The 15,540-nt window shown below is 62.4% G+C and carries 14 protein-coding genes; 10 read left to right on the plus strand and 4 right to left on the minus strand.

The annotated features are described in order from the left end of the window. Positions 1-73: 73 nt before the first annotated feature. The 9 genes from EOC94_RS04685 (at position 74) to EOC94_RS04725 (ending at position 8,798) form a co-directional block, all read left to right on the plus strand. Positions 74-991, plus strand: coding sequence for a branched-chain amino acid ABC transporter permease (locus EOC94_RS04685; protein WP_127288853.1), 918 nt, complete (start codon positions 74-76; stop codon positions 989-991). Position 992: 1 nt separating this feature from the next. Further along, positions 993-2,168 (plus strand): branched-chain amino acid ABC transporter permease, encoded by a 1,176-nt coding sequence (locus EOC94_RS04690; protein ID WP_127288855.1) that lies wholly within the window; start codon positions 993-995, stop codon positions 2,166-2,168. Beyond that, on the plus strand, positions 2,165-2,950 hold the full coding sequence (locus EOC94_RS04695; RefSeq protein WP_245465494.1) for an ABC transporter ATP-binding protein: 786 nt from the start codon (positions 2,165-2,167) through the stop codon (positions 2,948-2,950). Before EOC94_RS04690 ends, EOC94_RS04695 begins: the two co-directional genes overlap by 4 nt. Next, complete coding sequence (locus tag EOC94_RS04700) at positions 2,943-3,644, plus strand: ABC transporter ATP-binding protein (RefSeq protein WP_127288857.1); 702 nt, start codon at positions 2,943-2,945, stop codon at positions 3,642-3,644. Before EOC94_RS04695 ends, EOC94_RS04700 begins: the two co-directional genes overlap by 8 nt. Positions 3,645-3,851: 207 nt before the next feature. Beyond that, a complete protein-coding gene (locus tag EOC94_RS04705; protein WP_127288859.1) occupies positions 3,852-5,126 on the plus strand; it encodes an NAD(P)/FAD-dependent oxidoreductase in 1,275 nt (424 codons plus the stop codon). A 56-nt stretch (positions 5,127-5,182) separates the two neighbouring features. Beyond that, positions 5,183-5,599 (plus strand): RidA family protein, encoded by a 417-nt coding sequence (locus tag EOC94_RS04710; RefSeq protein ID WP_023809426.1) that lies wholly within the window; start codon positions 5,183-5,185, stop codon positions 5,597-5,599. A gap of 5 nt (positions 5,600-5,604) precedes the next feature. Further along, entirely contained in the window at positions 5,605-6,279 is a 675-nt protein-coding gene (locus EOC94_RS04715) for a DUF1028 domain-containing protein (protein WP_127288861.1), read from the plus strand. 27 nt (positions 6,280-6,306) lie between these two features. Then, positions 6,307-7,797 (plus strand): aldehyde dehydrogenase, encoded by a 1,491-nt coding sequence (locus EOC94_RS04720; protein ID WP_127288863.1) that lies wholly within the window; start codon positions 6,307-6,309, stop codon positions 7,795-7,797. A gap of 50 nt (positions 7,798-7,847) precedes the next feature. Continuing rightward, on the plus strand, positions 7,848-8,798 hold the full coding sequence (locus EOC94_RS04725) for a LysR family transcriptional regulator (RefSeq protein WP_095486329.1): 951 nt from the start codon (positions 7,848-7,850) through the stop codon (positions 8,796-8,798). Positions 8,799-8,833: 35 nt separating this feature from the next. On the opposite strand, the gene argE is transcribed toward EOC94_RS04725, so the two are convergent. Continuing rightward, positions 8,834-9,997, minus strand: coding sequence for an acetylornithine deacetylase (argE, locus tag EOC94_RS04730; protein WP_127288865.1), 1,164 nt, complete (start codon positions 9,995-9,997; stop codon positions 8,834-8,836). A gap of 242 nt (positions 9,998-10,239) precedes the next feature. Between argE and EOC94_RS04735 the strand changes: the two genes are divergently transcribed. Beyond that, a complete protein-coding gene (locus EOC94_RS04735) occupies positions 10,240-12,309 on the plus strand; it encodes an NAD(P)-binding protein (RefSeq protein WP_127288867.1) in 2,070 nt (689 codons plus the stop codon). A 157-nt stretch (positions 12,310-12,466) separates the two neighbouring features. Here the strand turns inward: EOC94_RS04735 and cyoD are convergent, their stop codons facing one another. Genes cyoD through cyoB form a run of 3 tightly spaced genes read right to left on the minus strand, consistent with a single transcriptional unit; the run spans position 12,467 to position 15,539 of the window. Next, on the minus strand, positions 12,467-12,868 hold the full coding sequence (gene cyoD, locus EOC94_RS04740) for a cytochrome o ubiquinol oxidase subunit IV (RefSeq protein WP_095486332.1): 402 nt from the start codon (positions 12,866-12,868) through the stop codon (positions 12,467-12,469). Beyond that, complete coding sequence (gene cyoC, locus EOC94_RS04745) at positions 12,865-13,548, minus strand: cytochrome o ubiquinol oxidase subunit III (RefSeq protein ID WP_127288869.1); 684 nt, start codon at positions 13,546-13,548, stop codon at positions 12,865-12,867. Before cyoC ends, cyoD begins: the two co-directional genes overlap by 4 nt. Next, positions 13,545-15,539 carry a cytochrome o ubiquinol oxidase subunit I gene (gene cyoB, locus EOC94_RS04750; protein WP_127204011.1) on the minus strand — a complete coding sequence of 665 codons (1,995 nt, stop codon included), beginning with the start codon at positions 15,537-15,539 and terminating at the stop codon, positions 13,545-13,547. The genes cyoC and cyoB overlap by 4 nt, the downstream gene beginning before the upstream one ends. Position 15,540: the final 1 nt, after the last annotated feature.

Here is a 15,540-nt window from a genome sequence, read left to right on the forward strand (position 1 = left end):
TGAGTTCGGAGATTCGTTCTGTCCGCCCGGCACGGTGGTTGATACCCGTCTGCTCCCGACGGAGGCGAGCACGATGACGGCACTGCTTGTCCAGCAGCTGGTGAACTGGATAACCCTTGGCTGCATTTATGCCTTGCTGGCTATCGGATTCAGCCTGATCTTCGGTGTCCTGAACGTCATTCATTTCTCTCACGGCGATGTCGCAACGACGGCGCCGTTCATCTCGCTGGCGCTCGCCCAGGCGTTGGCGACGGCAGTTGGGGCCTCGAGCCCCGCTTGGCTGGTGGTTGCGGTTCCGGCAGCCGTGTTCGCCGTCGGATCGATCGGCGTCTTGCTGGACAAGCTGGTTATCAGGCGCTTTCGCGACGCCCCTGCCATGATGGCGCTGGTGGCGACGGTGGCGCTGGGTATCGTCATCCGCGAACTGATCCGTCATCTCTATCCGCAAGGATCGAACCCGCATGCCTTCCCGCGCCTGGTGTCGGGCATGGCTTTCGAATTCTCCGGCGTTGCCATCAGCTGGTTCGCGCTGCTTGTGGTCGTGCTGACCATCGCGTTGGTGGCCATGCTGTTCGTCTTCCTGCGCCTGACCCCGCTCGGCCTGCGCATCCGGGCGGCCTCGGAGGACCGGATCGTGGCGCGGATGATGGGCATCCGTGATGCACGTGTCTTCCGGGCGACTTTCTTCATCGCCTCAGCGATCGGCGCCACTGCCGGCCTTTTGTTCGCAAGCTATGCCGGCGTGACACGGTTCGACTTCGGTGTCATGGCCGGCCTGCTCGGCTTTTCCGCCGCCGTAATCGGCGGCCTCGGCTCGATGCCGGGCGCCATACTGGGCGGACTGATCATCGCCGGCATCGAGGTGCTTGCCCAGACCTTCGTGACCGACGGCGCTTCCTACCGGCTGGTCTTCGTCTTCCTGCTGGTCATTGCCGTGCTCATCTTCCGCCCCGCCGGCCTGCTTGGGCGCACCGTCATGGAGAAAGTCTAGCATGCAGGCTCGGACTTTACTTGCTACGCCGGGCAAAACGGCGGCCGCAGCCTTCACCGTCGCCTCGCAACTATGCGGGGCGACTTTTCTGTACCTCATCTTGAAGGTTGACGGCGGCTGGCAGGTGATCGGCCTGCTGGCTTTGCTCGGACTGGGCTTCTACCTGCTGGAGAGGTTGCCGTGGATCGCGGACTACGCGCTGGCCAGCTTTGCCCGGGTTCCCCTCGTGGCGCTGGTCACCGCAGCGCTCATCGTTCTGGCTTTTCCATTCTTCGTCGGCTCGAACACCTATATGCTGCATCTTCTGATCGTCGCCGAGCTCTACGCCGTGCTCGCGCTGGCGCTCAATTTCCAGCTCGGCAGCGCCAACATTCCGAACTTCGCCACCGGCGCTTCCTACGGCATCGGCGCCTATGTGTCGGCGTTGCTGGCGATCAATTTCGGCGTCAGCTTCTGGCTGACACTGCCGGTCGCGGCGCTGGCTGCAACACTGTTCGGTTTCATCATCGGCATTCCGTCTATGCGCACGCGCGACACCTATCTGGCGCTTGTCACGATCGCCTTTGGTGTCGTGGTCCAGCAACTGCTGAACAATTTCGGCTGGACCGGCGGGCCCAACGGACTGGTCGGCATTCCGGCACCCAGCCTGTTCGGTCATTCCTTCGCCGACCCGCTGGTGATCTTCGGCTGGAAGCTGCCGAGCCAGGCGAACTTCTACTATCTGTCGGCGGCGCTGGTCGTCGTCGCCATCGTCACGGCGCATCGGTTGCACGGCTCGCGCATCGGGCTGGCCTGGAACGCATTGCGCGCCGACGAGATCGCCGCCAAGGCGCAAGGCATCAATGTGGCGTGGTTCAAGGTGCTGGCGTTCGCGGTCGATGCCTTTCTCGCCGCCTTCGCCGGCACGATCTACGCCTTCTACGTGTCCTACATTTCCCCCGACAATTTCACCTTCCTCGTCTCCGTCACCATCATGACCATGGTCATCGTCGGCGGCATGGACAACATTTTCGGCGTCATCGTCGGTGCGTTCCTGCTGACCATCCTGCCCGAGAAACTGCGCGCCTTCGCCGACTACCGCCTGCTGTTCTTCGGCGTCGTCATCATCGGCTTCCTGATGATCCGGCCGCAGGGGTTGTTCCCGCAACGCATGCGGCGATACGGGGGCGATCTGTGAGCGCGCTTCTCAAAGTCGAGAATTTGACGATGCGCTTCGGCGGGTTGGTCGCGCTCAACGATGTCAGCCTTTCGATCGACAAGGGCGCGGTGCTCGCCGTCATCGGCCCGAATGGCGCCGGCAAGTCGACGCTGTTCAACGTCGTGACTGGCGTCTACCGGCCGACCTCCGGCCGGGTGACGTTCGACGGCGCCGAGATCACCAGCCGCCCGTCCTATGAAGTCGTCGATCGCGGCATCGCCCGCACATTTCAGTCGTCGCGGCTGTTCTCGGACCTCAGCGTCCTCGACAACGTCATCATCGGCATGCACACCCGCACGAAGACCGGCGTGCTGGATGCGCTGTTCCGGCCGGGCGCGTCGCGCCGCGAGATGGCGGCCTGCGTGGAAAAGGCCGAAACCCTGCTCAAGCTTGGATCCGGCGGTCTTTTCGAACAGCGTTATCGGCCAGCGGGAACGCTAGCGCAGGCTGACCGGCGCCGGCTGGAGATCGCCCGCGCACTGGCCTCGCAGCCCAAGCTCTTGCTGCTCGACGAGCCGTCGGTCGGCATGGACGATACGGAAACCGACGCACTGGTGGCCGACATCGTAAGGCTGCGCGCGGAAAACCCCGAGCTGTCGGTGGTCTTGATCGAGCACGACATGCGGGTGGTCGAGGCATTCCCGCACCACGTCGCGTGCATCGACTACGGCAGCAAGATCGCCGAGGGCGACTTTGCGGCGGTGCGGGCCGACCCGCGCGTCCAGGAAGCCTATCTCGGGAAGGCGGTCGCCCATGCTTGAGCTGAAGCGTGTCGATACCAGCTACGGGGCGGTTCCGATGCTGCGCGGCGTGGCGATGAGCGTTCGTCCCGGCGAACTGGTCTGCCTGCTCGGGCCGAATGGTGCCGGCAAGACGACAACCTTCATGACCGTATGCGGCGTTGTGCGCGCCCAGCGCGGCAAGGTCGAGGTGATGGGCCGGGACATGGCGACGCTTGGCACGGAAAACCTCGCGTCGCTCGGTGTCGGCCTTGTTCCGGAAGGGCGCCGGTTGTTTCCCAGCCTGACCGTGATCGAGAACCTGCGCCTGGGCTACGATGCGGTGTCCGGCCGGGGTCCCAATTTCGAGGCGCAGCTGAACAAAATGGGTAATCTGTTTCCGCGTATCCAGGAGCGTTTGCGCCAGGTGGCCGGCACTCTGTCCGGCGGCGAACAGGCGATGGTGGCGCTGGCGCGCGCGCTGGTCGGCGAACCCAGGCTGGTGATCATGGACGAACCGTCGCTTGGCCTGTCGCCCAAACTCATCGGCGAGTATTTCGAGATCACCCGGGAGATCCATCGCCGCGGCACGACCATCCTGTTGATCGAACAGAATGCAGAAATGGGGCTAGGCATCGCCGATCGCGGCTATGTCCTAGTCAAGGGCAAGGTCGCCCAGGAAGGACCGGCAAAGGAGCTGCTCTCGTCCAAGGCGGCGAGAAGCCTTTATCTCTGAATCCCGCCGTCCTTTCGTCCGTCTCAATGGCGATGATCCGTGCCCTGCGGTCCACATCTTCGGCCATGCTTCCCGGCATTTAGGGACAAGCTAACCAGTGCCACATGAAATCGTAATTTTCGCTGCTCGGTCCCTCCAGTAAACCAACGATCAGACCTCCGCCGCATCCGCAGAAATTCTCGGGGAGAGCCAGAAAGGGCCGCTGAAATGTCAGTTGAAAAAGTAGACACGCTCGTTGTTGGCGGCGGCCAGGCGGGATTGGCTATGAGCGAGCATCTGAGCAAGTGCGGCGTGCCTCATCTCGTCCTCGAGCGCCGCCGCATCGCCGAACGCTGGCGCTCCGAAAGATGGGACTCCTTGGTTGCCAATGGTCCCGCCTGGCACGATCGTTTTCCGGGCATGGAGTTTCCTGATACCCATCCCGATGCCTTTGTCCCGAAGGAGAAGGTTGCGGACTATTTTGCCGCTTACGCGGAAATGATCGCAGCCCCTATCCGCTGCGGCGTGGAGGTAAAAAAAGTCCGCAGGCTCGTCGGCCGCCCCGGTTTCCAGGTCGAAACCTCGGATGGCGTGATCGAGGCCAGCAATTTGGTTGCCGCCACCGGCGCTTTCCAACATCCCGTCGTCCCGGCCATCGTTCCCGAAGATGCAGGACTCATGCAGATCCATTCCAGCGCCTATCGTAATCCCGACCAACTGCCCGAAGGTGCGGTGCTGGTGGTCGGTTCGGGATCCTCGGGGGTGCAGATCGCGGACGAACTCTTGCGTGCGGGAAGGCGCGTCTACCTCTCGGTCGGGCCGCACGATCGCCCTCCGCGGGCCTATCGCGAGCGTGATTTCTGCTGGTGGCTGGGGGTTCTCGGCAAATGGGACGCCCAGGCTCCGGCGCCTGGCACGGAACATGTCACTATCGCGGTGAGCGGTGCGCGTGGCGGCGAGACGATCGACTTCCGGCGTCTTGCCGCGCAAGGGATGACGCTGGTTGGCCGGACGGAATTGTACAGGGCCGGTGTGATGATCTTCGCGCCGGATCTTGGCAAGAACATTGCCCGCGGCGATGCGAACTACATGTCGGTGCTGGACGAGGCCGACGCCTATGTTGCCCGCAACGGTCTTGACCTTCCGGAAGAGCCCGGTGCCCGCAAGATCGGACCGGACCCGCAATGCGTGACCGATCCCATTCTTGAGTTGAACCTGGCCGAGGCGGGAATAAGCTCGATCATCTGGGCAACGGGATTTACCGTCGATTACAGCTGGCTTGAGGTCGATGTGTTCGACGAAAAGGGCAAGCCGAAGCATCAGCGCGGTGTGTCGACCGAGCCCGGGATCTATTTCCTCGGGTTGCCGTGGCAATCGCGGAGGGGATCCAGCTTCATCTGGGGCGTCTGGCACGATGCCAAGCATCTGGCTGACCATATTTCCACGCAGCGCAAGTACCTGGCCTATCATGCGTCCGCGAAGCGCGAGACCAAGGTGGCATAGCCGACGGCAACTGAAACGGATGTCCTGACCTCGAGCCTGATCTGACGGAGACCAAGATGGCGCATACCCGAATTCGCAAGTTCAACACGAAAGACACCTATCCCGAGCAAAAACTCGACAACGATCTGTGTCAGGCGGTTGTTACGCGGGGCGGCAGAACCGTCTATCTGCGTGGCCAGTGTCCGCAGGACCTCGACACGGCCAAGAACATCGATAGCCACGATCCCGTCGAGCAGACGCACAAGGTCATGCAGAACATCCGCCAACTGATCGAGGAGTGCGGCGGCACCATGGAACACCTGGTCAAGGTGGTGGTCTACATCACCGACGTGCGCCATCGCGAGGCGGTCTACCGCACCATGGGCGAATACATCAAAGGCGTGCATCCCGTCTCAACCGGCCTTGTCGTGCAGGCCCTGGCGCGGCCGGACTGGCTGGTCGAGATCGACGGCACCGCCGTCATTCCGGATTAACGGCGATGACATTCTCCATTGTCGCGCGGTGCAGCCGCACCGGCATGTTCGGGGTCGCGGTGTCATCCTCGTCGCCGGCGGTAGCAGCGCGCTGCGCCTACGCGCAGGCCGGTGTCGGCGCCATTGCAAGCCAGAACGTCACCGATCCGACGCTTGGTCTGCGAGGCCTCGAACTGCTGGCGCGCGGCGCTTCGGCGGCCGAGGCGGTCGCCATATTGAAGCGCACTGGCGCCTATAGCGAATACCGGCAGGTGCTGGCTGTCGATGCCACTGGGACGACCGCAATTCATTCAGGCCCCAAGGCGCTTGGCATCTGGGCGGAAGCGCGCGCGGAAAATGTTGCTTGCGGCGGAAACATGCTGGCCCATGACGGAGTGCCGCAAGCCATGGTCGAGGCCTTTCTGGTGTCGGAAGGGCATCTGGGCGACCGCCTCATCGCGACCATGCGCGCCGCGCTGAAAGCAGGTGGCGAGGCAGGCCCGGTCCATTCCGCCGGAATGAAGCTGGTGCGCGAGGTTGCGTGGCCGGTCGCCGATCTGCGCTGCGACTGGACCGACGACTGCCCGATCGAGCAACTGGCGACACTGTGGGAACTCTACAAGCCACAGCTCGATGCCTATGTGACCCGCGCGATAAATCCATCCGATGCGCCGAGCTACGGCGTGCCCGGCGATGAATAGTCAAGAGACAGCCACGGGACATCTGCGATGAGCGAACTCAGCCACAAGGATTGGATCGGCAAGGCGTCCGCAATCCGTTTTCGCGACAAGGCGTTCATCGACGGCAAGCCGGTTGCAGCCCGTTCCGGCCGAACCTTCGCCAGCGTCAATCCGGCAACCGGCGAAGTGCTGGCCGAAGTGGCGTCTTGTGGCGAAGAAGATATTGATCTGGCTGTTGCCGCGGCACGGCGCAGCTTCAACGCCGGCGTCTGGTCACGGACCAGTCCGGCACACCGCAAGGAGGTGTTGTTGCGGCTGGCGCAGTTGCTGCGCGAAAACCTGCATGAACTGGCCCTGCTTGAATCGCTCGACATGGGCAAACTCGTCAATGATGCGGCCTCGGTCGACGTCCCCGGCTCGGCAGGGATCTTCCAATGGTATGGCGAAGCCATCGACAAGATCTATGACGAAGTGGCGCCAACCGGCGAAGGCGATCTGGTGTTGGTGCGGCGCGAGCCGCTTGGTGTGATCGGCGCAGTGGTGCCGTGGAATTTTCCGCTCGAGATGGCGACCTGGAAGTGCGCGCCGGCGCTGGCGGCGGGCAATTCGGTGGTGCTCAAACCCGCCGAGCAGTCGCCCTTGTCGGCCCTGCGGCTGGCGGAACTGGCGATGGAAGCGGGCCTGCCGGCTGGCGTGCTCAATGTGGTGCCCGGCCTCGGCGAAACCGCCGGCCAGGCGCTTGGCCGCCACATGGATGTGGATTGCCTTGCCTTCACCGGTTCGACTGCCGTGGGCAAGATGTTCCTGCAGTATTCCGGTCAGTCGAACATGAAGCAGGTCTGGCTGGAGACCGGCGGCAAGAGCCCCAATCTTGTCTTTGCCGATTGCAGCGACCTCGATGCAGCGGCCGATATGGCGGCCTTCGGCATCTTCTTCAATCAGGGCGAAGTCTGCTCCGCCAATTCACGCTTGCTCGTGCAGCGCGGCATCAAGGATGCTCTCGTGGAAAGGCTCGTGCAGCGTGCGGCGGCCACGCAGCCGGGCGATCCCCTCGATCCGGCTTCGAAAATGGGCGCGATGGTCGATGCCCGTCACGCGGCCAATGTCATGTGGTTTGTCGAGGCCGGCAAGAAAACCGCGCGCTTGGTTGCGGGCGGCGATCTGGTCACGGTCAACGGGCGCGGCAGCTTCATCCAACCCACCATTTTCGACGATGTCGCACATACCGATCCGATTGCCCGGGACGAGATATTCGGGCCGGTGCTTTCTGTCATCGCCTTCGATGACGAGGCCGAGGCAATCCGTATGGCCAATGACAGTCCATACGGGCTGGCCGCATCGCTGTGGACCGACAGCCTGTCGCGTGCACACCGCATCGCCGGCCGGCTCCATGCCGGCACGGTTTCCGTCAACACGGTCGACGCGCTGAGCCCGATGACGCCGTTCGGTGGCTTCAAGCAATCCGGCTTCGGCCGCGACCTGTCGCTGCATGCGCTCGACAAGTACACCGCGCTCAAGACGACGTGGATCAAATACTGATGGATGGCAAAGGCTTGATCGAAGCACCTAAACCGGCAACATAGCCAGCCATGCCGCTACGCTTTACGCTCAGACAGTTGGAATATTTCGTCGCCGTTGGCGAGGCGGGCTCCATTGCGAAGGCGGCCGAACAGGTCAACGTGTCGCCGCCATCGATTTCGGCCTCCATCGCGCAACTGGAAACTGAGTTCGGCGTCCAGCTTTTTGTCCGCAAGCATTCGCACGGCCTGTCGCTCACCGCCGGCGGTCGCGTCTTCCTGAAGGAAGCCGCCCGCCTGCTCAACGACGCCGACGCCTTGCATGACGTCGCTGGCGACATTGCAGAAAAGGTGCGCGGCCCGCTGGCAGTAGGATGCTTGCTGACGTTCGCGCAGATCGTTCTGCCGGCTCTGCGCATGAAGTTCGAGCGCGCCTATCCTGATGTGCGTGTGCGGCAGTTCGAGCGCAATCAAGGGCAGTTGCTCGAGATGCTGCAGCGCGGCGAAATCGACCTTGCCCTGACATACGATCTCGAACTGTCGCAGGACATGACCTTCGAGCCGCTGATCCTGGTGCCGGCCTATGTCATGCTGCCAGCGGGGCACCGCTTTGCGGGAAAGGCGTCGATCACGACGGAAGAATTGGCCGACGAGCCGATGGTGTTGCTCGACCTGCCTTTCAGTCGCGAATATTTCCTGTCGGCGTTCCACCAGCGGGGAATCCGACCGAACATCGCCGAGCGCACAGGCGACATTGCGGTTATGCGCACCATGGTGGCCAATGGCTTCGGCTACGGCATCGCCAATATGCGGCCGCTCAACACCCTGGCGCCGGACGGCAAGCCACTTGTCTTTGTGCCGCTGGATGGTGACCTGCGACCTCTGACCATGGGCGTCGCCTTGCCCAACTCCGAACATCGCACGCAAACCGTCCAGGCGTTCATCGATCACTGCCGGCATTTTGTGGTTGAGCAAGGCGTATTCGGCGCCGGGCGGGCGGTGGAACACCAGTCGATTGGCTAGATCAGCTACCCAATCAAATCCGAACTGCTCTGTTGCTAAGCTCGAAGTTGGTCGTCGGCAAGCCGCCGCAGCAATTCGTCCAGCATGTTGTCGCAGCGGCGCATCTGCTCGACGCTGACGAATTCGTCCGGGTTGTGCCCTTGCGCCATCGACCCCGGTCCGCATACGACCGTCGGCGTGCCGAGATCGCTGCTGAACAGGCCACCTTCCGTGCCGAAGGCAACCTTGATGGTGTCGTTGGCGCCGGTCAGCGATTTGACGAAAGCGACGGCTTGCGAACTGAGCGGCGTATCCAGGCCGGGATAGGTGTTGGTGATGTCGATGTCGATCGCCGCCTCGGGCGCGATGGCCGAAGCTTCGACGGCAATGCGCGCTGCCTCCGCGCGCAGACCGTCGAGGATCTCCTGAGGGTTGTCGGCTGCAATATTGCGGATCTCGAAGTCGATCTGACAGAGGTTCGGCACGATGTTCAGCGCCACGCCGGCGTTCATCTTGCCGACGTGGACGGTTGTGTAGGGAATGTCGTAGTCGCCATCGCGGGCGCCAACACGCGCCAGCCGGTCCTGCTCCCGGCGCAAGGCGGCGACGAAGTCGCAGCCGAGATGGATTGCGTTGAGCGCCAGTGGAGCCAGCGCCGAATGGCCTTCGCGTCCCTTGCAGATGGCGCGTGCGGCAAGCTTGCCCTTGTGACCCGTCGCCACCTTCATGCCGGTCGGCTCGCCGACGATGCATAGCAACGGCCGTTGCGGGGCTCCTCGCAGCATGTCAATCAGGCTGCGCACGCCGATGCAGCCGATCTCCTCGTCGTAGGAGAGTGACAGGTGCAACGGGGTCTGCAGTGTCATTTTCGAGGCCGTGACACATGCAGCGAGCGCGCTGGCGACGAAGCCCTTCATGTCGGCCGCCCCGCGTCCGTAAAGCTTGCCGTCGCGCTCGCTCATCTCGAAGGGCGGCAGCGTCCAGTTCTGGCCGTCGATGGGAACGACGTCGGTGTGGCCGGACAGCATGATGCCGGAAGTGCCGGCCGGTCCGATGGTGGCAAAGAGGTTGGCTTTATGGCCATCCCCGCTTTGAATGATCTGGCAGGCAATGCCATGTGCGTCCAGCAAGTCCGCTACGTAGCCGATGAGGTCGAGATTCGGGTCACGGCTCACCGTCGGGAATGCGATCAGCTTTTCAAGGATCCGGATGCTGTCCATGCGTCTAAATCTCGTTGCCCGTGCGAGCTATCTAGCATCGCGTGGCCACGGCCTTGAAGTCGCATTTGGCTCAGCCGGGATTCACCGGATGCTAATCCAGGCCGTGCCGATTAGGCGGGTCCTAATCGGCACGGAAGAAATCTGTAGTTTTCCGGCGCCTGCCTCAACTTATGAGTAGTCTCTCGGCATCAACCCAATGGCGCTTGGCAGACCGGCTTGCGCCACGGCTCGAGGAAAGTTCCATGCGCGATCCACGCTACGACATTCTGTTCGAGCCCATGAAGATCGGTCCAGTGACCGCCAAGAACCGCTTCTATCAGGTTCCGCATTGCAATGGCGGCGGCTACCGCGATCCTTCCGCCGCCGCCGAGATGCGCCGCATCAAGTCGGAAGGCGGCTGGGGCGTCATCTTCACCGAGCAGACCGAGATGCACCATACCTCGGAGATCACGCCCTTCATCGAGCTCAGGCTGTGGGACGACGCCGATATCCCAGCACTGGCCAAGATGGCCAGCGCCATGCATCAGCATGGCGCGCTGGCCGGCATCCAGCTGGCCTATTCAGGCATCAACGGCCAGAACCTCTACACCAAGGAAGTGCCACGCGGACCGTCGGCCCTGCCCATCCGGACCTTCACCAACGATCCGGTTCAGGCGCGTGCCATGGACAAGCAAGATATCCGCGACCTGCGCCGCTGGCACCGCAATGCCTTCAAGCGTGCCAGGCGGGCGGGCTTCGACCTGGTTTGTCTCTACGGCGCGCATGGCTTCGGCATCATCCAGCACTTCCTGTCTACCGCCACCAACCAGCGCAGCGACGAATATGGCGGCTCGCTGGAAAACCGCTCGCGGCTGATGCGTGAGCTGATCGAAGAGGGCCGGGATGCCATCGGCGACACCTGCGGCCTGACGCTGCGGCTGTCGCTGGACGAGATGATCGGCGAGCTTGGCTTCGCCAATTCCGAAGTGCGTGACATGATCGAGATGCACGCCGACCTGCCCGATCTCTGGGATCTGGCTCATGGCGCCTGGGAGGACTGCTCCGGGCCGTCGCGGTTCAAGGAGGAGGCCGCGCAGGAGAGCCTCGTGTCCGGCATCAAGAAGCTGACCTCGAAGCCGGTCGTCGGTGTCGGTCGCTTCACGTCGCCCGATGTGATGGTGAAGATGATCAGGTCCGGCACGCTTGATTTCATCGGCTGCGCGCGGCCATCGATTGCCGATCCCTTCCTGCCGAAGAAGGTGGAGGAGGGGCGGATCGAGGATATTCGCGAATGCATCGGCTGCAACATCTGCATTACCGGCGACATGACGATGTCCATCTCGCGGTGCACGCAAAATCCAACGTTCATGGAGGAGTGGCGTAAGGGCTGGCATCCGGAGCGCATGCAGGCCAAGGGCGACAGCGAGAGCGTGCTGATCGTCGGCGCCGGCCCTGCCGGGCTGGAGGCCGCTCGCGCACTCGGCCTGCGTGGCTATCAGGTGGCCGTTGCCGAAGCCGGCACCGAACTCGGCGGCCGCGTGGCGCGCGAGTGCCGCTTGCCTGGCCTCTCCGCATGGGGCCGCGTGCGTGACTATCGCCAGTATCAGCTCAGCCAAATGTCGAATGTCGACGTCTATTTCGAAAGCCGGTTGTCTGCCGAGGACATATTGGCCTTCGGCTTTCAAAACGTTGCCATCGCCACCGGCTCGACATGGCGCAGCGACGGCGTGGCGCGCGCGCATGTCGTGCCGATGCCGATCGATCCGGCCATGCCGGTCTACACGCCGGACGATCTGATGGGCGGCAATGTGCCGAAAGGCAATGTCGTGCTGTTCGACGACGACCACTACTACATGGGTGGCGTTCTGGCGGAGCTTATGGCGCGCCAGGGCGCGAAGGTGACGCTGGTGACGCCATCCGCCTATGTATCCGACTGGACCCGCAACACGCTGGAGCAGGGCGCCATCCATCGCCGGCTGGCTGACCTCGGCGTTGAGATCGTGTTGAACCGGATCGTGACGCGCATTGTGCCGGGAGGTGTTGCCACCGCCTGTGCATATACTGGCAACCGACGTGACATCGCCGCAGACGCTGTGGTGCTGGTGACGTCGCGCCAACAGGACGATGGCGTCTGGCAGGGCTTGAAGGCGCGGAGGGACGAATGGGCCGATAACGGCATTCGCTCGATCAAGGTCATCGGCGATGCCGAGGCGCCGGGGCCGATCGCGTGGGCAACTTATGCGGGGCACCGCTTTGCTCGCGAGCTGGATGAAGCCGATATTGGCGACGCACTGCCCTTCCGTCGAGAGATCACGGCATTGGCCGCGGAATAGTTTGAGAAGAAATAGATAGATTTGAAGCCGTTCATGCTTCTGTTGCTCAGCATTCGACGAGCCACAAATTCGCGAGGATGTATCGGCGCCCCGAACCTTTGGAGATAGCCAGGCGCCCAGACGGAGAAGGCAGATAGCCCAGTTCTCGTTTGCTGCACTACTGCATTTGGATTCCGTTCATCGGCATCATGTTGTGATTGAGGTGCGTCATGATCCAGACGGAACCGAGCACGACAAGCACGACAATGAATACGCCGAAGGCCAGCGCCAGGACGTTGTTCGTGTTGTCCGGGCCTGTGGTGAGATGAATGAAAAAGACGAGGTGCACGCCCATCTGCGCAATGGCGAGCACAACGAGCGCGGAGATGATCGCCGGCTGGTAGATGAGACCGCTCTGCGCCGCGACGAAAGAGGCGATGGTCAGCAGGATGGCCAGGCCAAACCCTGTCACGTAGCCCAGCAGGCCGCCGGCCACCTCCTGCTCGTTGATGCGCTCTTCGCCAGGCGCGGAATCGTCAAGGTCGGCGAATTCTTCGGGGCGGTGGTCACGATCGCTCATGCGCTGGCTCCCAGAAGATACACGAGAGTGAAGATCGCGATCCAGATGATGTCCAGCGCATGCCAGAACAGGTTGAAACACTGAAGGCGACGCAAGATGTCGGCGCGAAAACCCTTCACCCAAAGCTGCGCGATCATCGTGCCCAGCCAGAGCAGGCCCATTCCCACGTGCAGGCCATGGCATCCAACCAGCGCAAAGAAGGCAGAAAGGAAGGCGCTGCGCGAAGGACCGGCACCTTCCTCGATCATTCCGGCGAATTCCTGCACCTCGAGGACAAGAAATGCGGCGCCCAGGATCCCTGTCACAAGCAGCCAGATCTGTGTCCAGACCATATCGCGCCGGTGGCTGGCAAGACTTCCCAGACCGCAAGTGAAGCTGGAGATGAGAAGCAGCCCGGTCTGGATCGCGACCCTGGGGAGCTCGAACAGATCGCGGCCGGACGGGCCCCCGGCGATCTCCTTCGCCAGCACGGCGTAGGCCGCGAAGAAGGCCGAGAACATGATGATGTCGGACAGCAGGAAAATCCAGAAGCCGTAGGCGACGGTCACGAATTTCGAAGCCGGTCCACCTTCGCCGTGCCCCGTCGCACCATGACTATGGCCGGAGCCGTGGCCGAGCCGATGTGGATCTGGCCTGCCAGGCGAAATGGCGCCTGGCAGCGCTCCCGAAACCGCGCTCATGCGAGTTCCTCCCCGTGCTTAGACCAAGCAGGCTGACCGGCGCGTTCAATGCGCTCGAGCTCTTCGGCGGACACCTCATATTCGGCGACGTCACGCCAGGCAAAGACCACGAAGGTGGCGTAGGCGCCGACAAGACCGACAATGGCTAGCCACCAGATGTGCCATATGAGCGCGAATCCAACGAGGGTCGCGAAGAAGGCGGCGACGAATCCGGTAGGACTGTTCTTCGGCATCTCGATCGGTTCATAGGCCGGCTCCTCGCCCGAATCTTGCATTTCGATCCTGCGCTGCTTCATGGTCCAGTAGGCTTCCTCGCCTCCCACATGCGGAAGTCTGGCAAAATTGAAGCTTGGCGGCGGAGACGATGTGGACCACTCCAGCGAGCGGCCGTCCCATGGATCGCCGGTTTTGTCGCGCAACTCATCACGGTGCCTGATCGATACAACAAGCTGTGTGATCTGACAGGCCGCTCCAAGGATCATCACAAGAATACCGCAGGCCGCAACGATCAGCCAAGGCACCCAAGGGTCGATTTCGATGTGCTGAAGGCGGCGCGTCATGCCCTGCAGGCCGACGATATACAGTGGCAGGAAGACGAGAATGAACCCCAGCAGCGTGAACCAGAACGCTGCCTTGCCCCAGCCCTCATGCAGCCGGAAGCCGAACGCCTTCGGGAACCAATAGGTGAAGCCTGCGAAAGCCCCAAACAGCACGCCCGCGATGATGACATTGTGGAAATGCGCGACCAGGAACATCGAGTTGTGCAGCATGAAATCGGCAGGCGGAACGGCCAGCAGCACGCCGGTCATGCCGCCGACGGTGAAGGTGGTGATGAAGCCGATGGCCCACAGCATCGGCGTGTCGAAGCGGATGCGTCCGCCATACATGGTGAAGAGCCAGTTGTAGATCTTCACGCCCGTGCCGACTGCAATGATCGAGGTGGCGATGCCGAAGGCGGCATTCACATCTGCGCCGGCGCCCATGGTGAAGAAGTGATGCAGCCACACCATGAACGAGACGATACAGATGAAGAGCGTAGCGGCCACCATCGAACGATAACCGAATAGCGGCTTTGACGAGAAGGTGGAGAACACTTCCGAAAAGATGCCGAAGGCGGGCAGCACGAGGATATAGACTTCCGGATGGCCCCAGGCCCAGATGAGGTTCACGAACATCATAGGGTTGCCGCCAGCCTCGTTCGTGAAGAAGTGGAACCCTAGATAACGATCGAGCGTCAGCATCGCCAAAGTTGCCGTCAGGATGGGAAACGCTGCGACTATGAGGAGGTTGGCGGCGAGCGAGGTCCAGCAGAACATGGGCATGCGCAGATAGCCCATGCCCGGAGCGCGCATCTTCAGAATCGTGGTAACCAGATTGACGCCGGTCATCAGCGTGCCGACGCCCGAGATCTGGATCGCCCAGAGATAGTAATCGACGCCGACGCCCGGGGAGTAGTCGAGCTCCGATAGCGGCGCGTAGGGGAGCCACCCGGTGCGGGCGAATTCGCCAATCACCAGTGAAATGTTGACAAGCAGTGCACCCGACGCAGTCAGCCAGAAGCTGACGGAATTGAGCGTCGGAAAGGCCACATCGCGCACGCCGAGTTGCAACGGCACCACGAGATTCATGAGGCCGATCATGAACGGCATTGCGCCGAAGAAGATCATGATGGTGCCGTGCGCGGAAAATATCTGGTCATAGTGGTCGGGCGGCAGATAGCCTGGCCCATGTATGGCGGCGATCTGCTGGGTGCGCATCATGATCGCGTCGATGAAACCGCGCAGCAGCATAAGCACCGCCAAAAGTACGTACATGACGCCGATCCGCTTGTGGTCCACCGAGGTGATCCACTCGCGCCACAGGTAGGGCCAGAAGCCTTTGACGGTGATCCAGGCCAACACGCCGATAGCCGCAAGGAAGACGACGAGAGCGGCGATGAGGGGGATCGGCTCATCGAAGGGAATCGCGGACCAGTCGAGCTTTCCCAGCATG

The sequence above is a fragment of the Mesorhizobium sp. M6A.T.Ce.TU.016.01.1.1 genome (assembly GCF_003997065.1).
GTDB classification, from domain to species: Bacteria; Pseudomonadota; Alphaproteobacteria; order Rhizobiales; family Rhizobiaceae; genus Mesorhizobium; species Mesorhizobium mediterraneum.

Excerpts from the sequence above, each read along its gene's own strand:
- EOC94_RS04685 (WP_127288853.1), top strand. The coding sequence starts at position 74 with ATGACGGCACTGCTTGTCCAGCAGCTGGTGAACTGGATAACCCTTGGC.
- EOC94_RS04690 (WP_127288855.1), top strand. The coding sequence starts at position 993 with ATGCAGGCTCGGACTTTACTTGCTACGCCGGGCAAAACGGCGGCCGCA.
- EOC94_RS04700 (WP_127288857.1), top strand. The coding sequence starts at position 2,943 with ATGCTTGAGCTGAAGCGTGTCGATACCAGCTACGGGGCGGTTCCGATG.
- EOC94_RS04705 (WP_127288859.1), top strand. The coding sequence starts at position 3,852 with ATGTCAGTTGAAAAAGTAGACACGCTCGTTGTTGGCGGCGGCCAGGCG.
- EOC94_RS04710 (WP_023809426.1), top strand. The coding sequence starts at position 5,183 with ATGGCGCATACCCGAATTCGCAAGTTCAACACGAAAGACACCTATCCC.
- EOC94_RS04715 (WP_127288861.1), top strand. The coding sequence starts at position 5,605 with ATGACATTCTCCATTGTCGCGCGGTGCAGCCGCACCGGCATGTTCGGG.
- EOC94_RS04720 (WP_127288863.1), top strand. The coding sequence starts at position 6,307 with ATGAGCGAACTCAGCCACAAGGATTGGATCGGCAAGGCGTCCGCAATC.
- EOC94_RS04725 (WP_095486329.1), top strand. The coding sequence starts at position 7,848 with ATGCCGCTACGCTTTACGCTCAGACAGTTGGAATATTTCGTCGCCGTT.
- argE (WP_127288865.1), bottom strand. The coding sequence starts at position 9,997 with ATGGACAGCATCCGGATCCTTGAAAAGCTGATCGCATTCCCGACGGTG.
- EOC94_RS04735 (WP_127288867.1), top strand. The coding sequence starts at position 10,240 with ATGCGCGATCCACGCTACGACATTCTGTTCGAGCCCATGAAGATCGGT.
- cyoD (WP_095486332.1), bottom strand. The coding sequence starts at position 12,868 with ATGAGCGATCGTGACCACCGCCCCGAAGAATTCGCCGACCTTGACGAT.
- cyoC (WP_127288869.1), bottom strand. The coding sequence starts at position 13,548 with ATGAGCGCGGTTTCGGGAGCGCTGCCAGGCGCCATTTCGCCTGGCAGG.
- cyoB (WP_127204011.1), bottom strand. The coding sequence starts at position 15,539 with ATGCTGGGAAAGCTCGACTGGTCCGCGATTCCCTTCGATGAGCCGATC.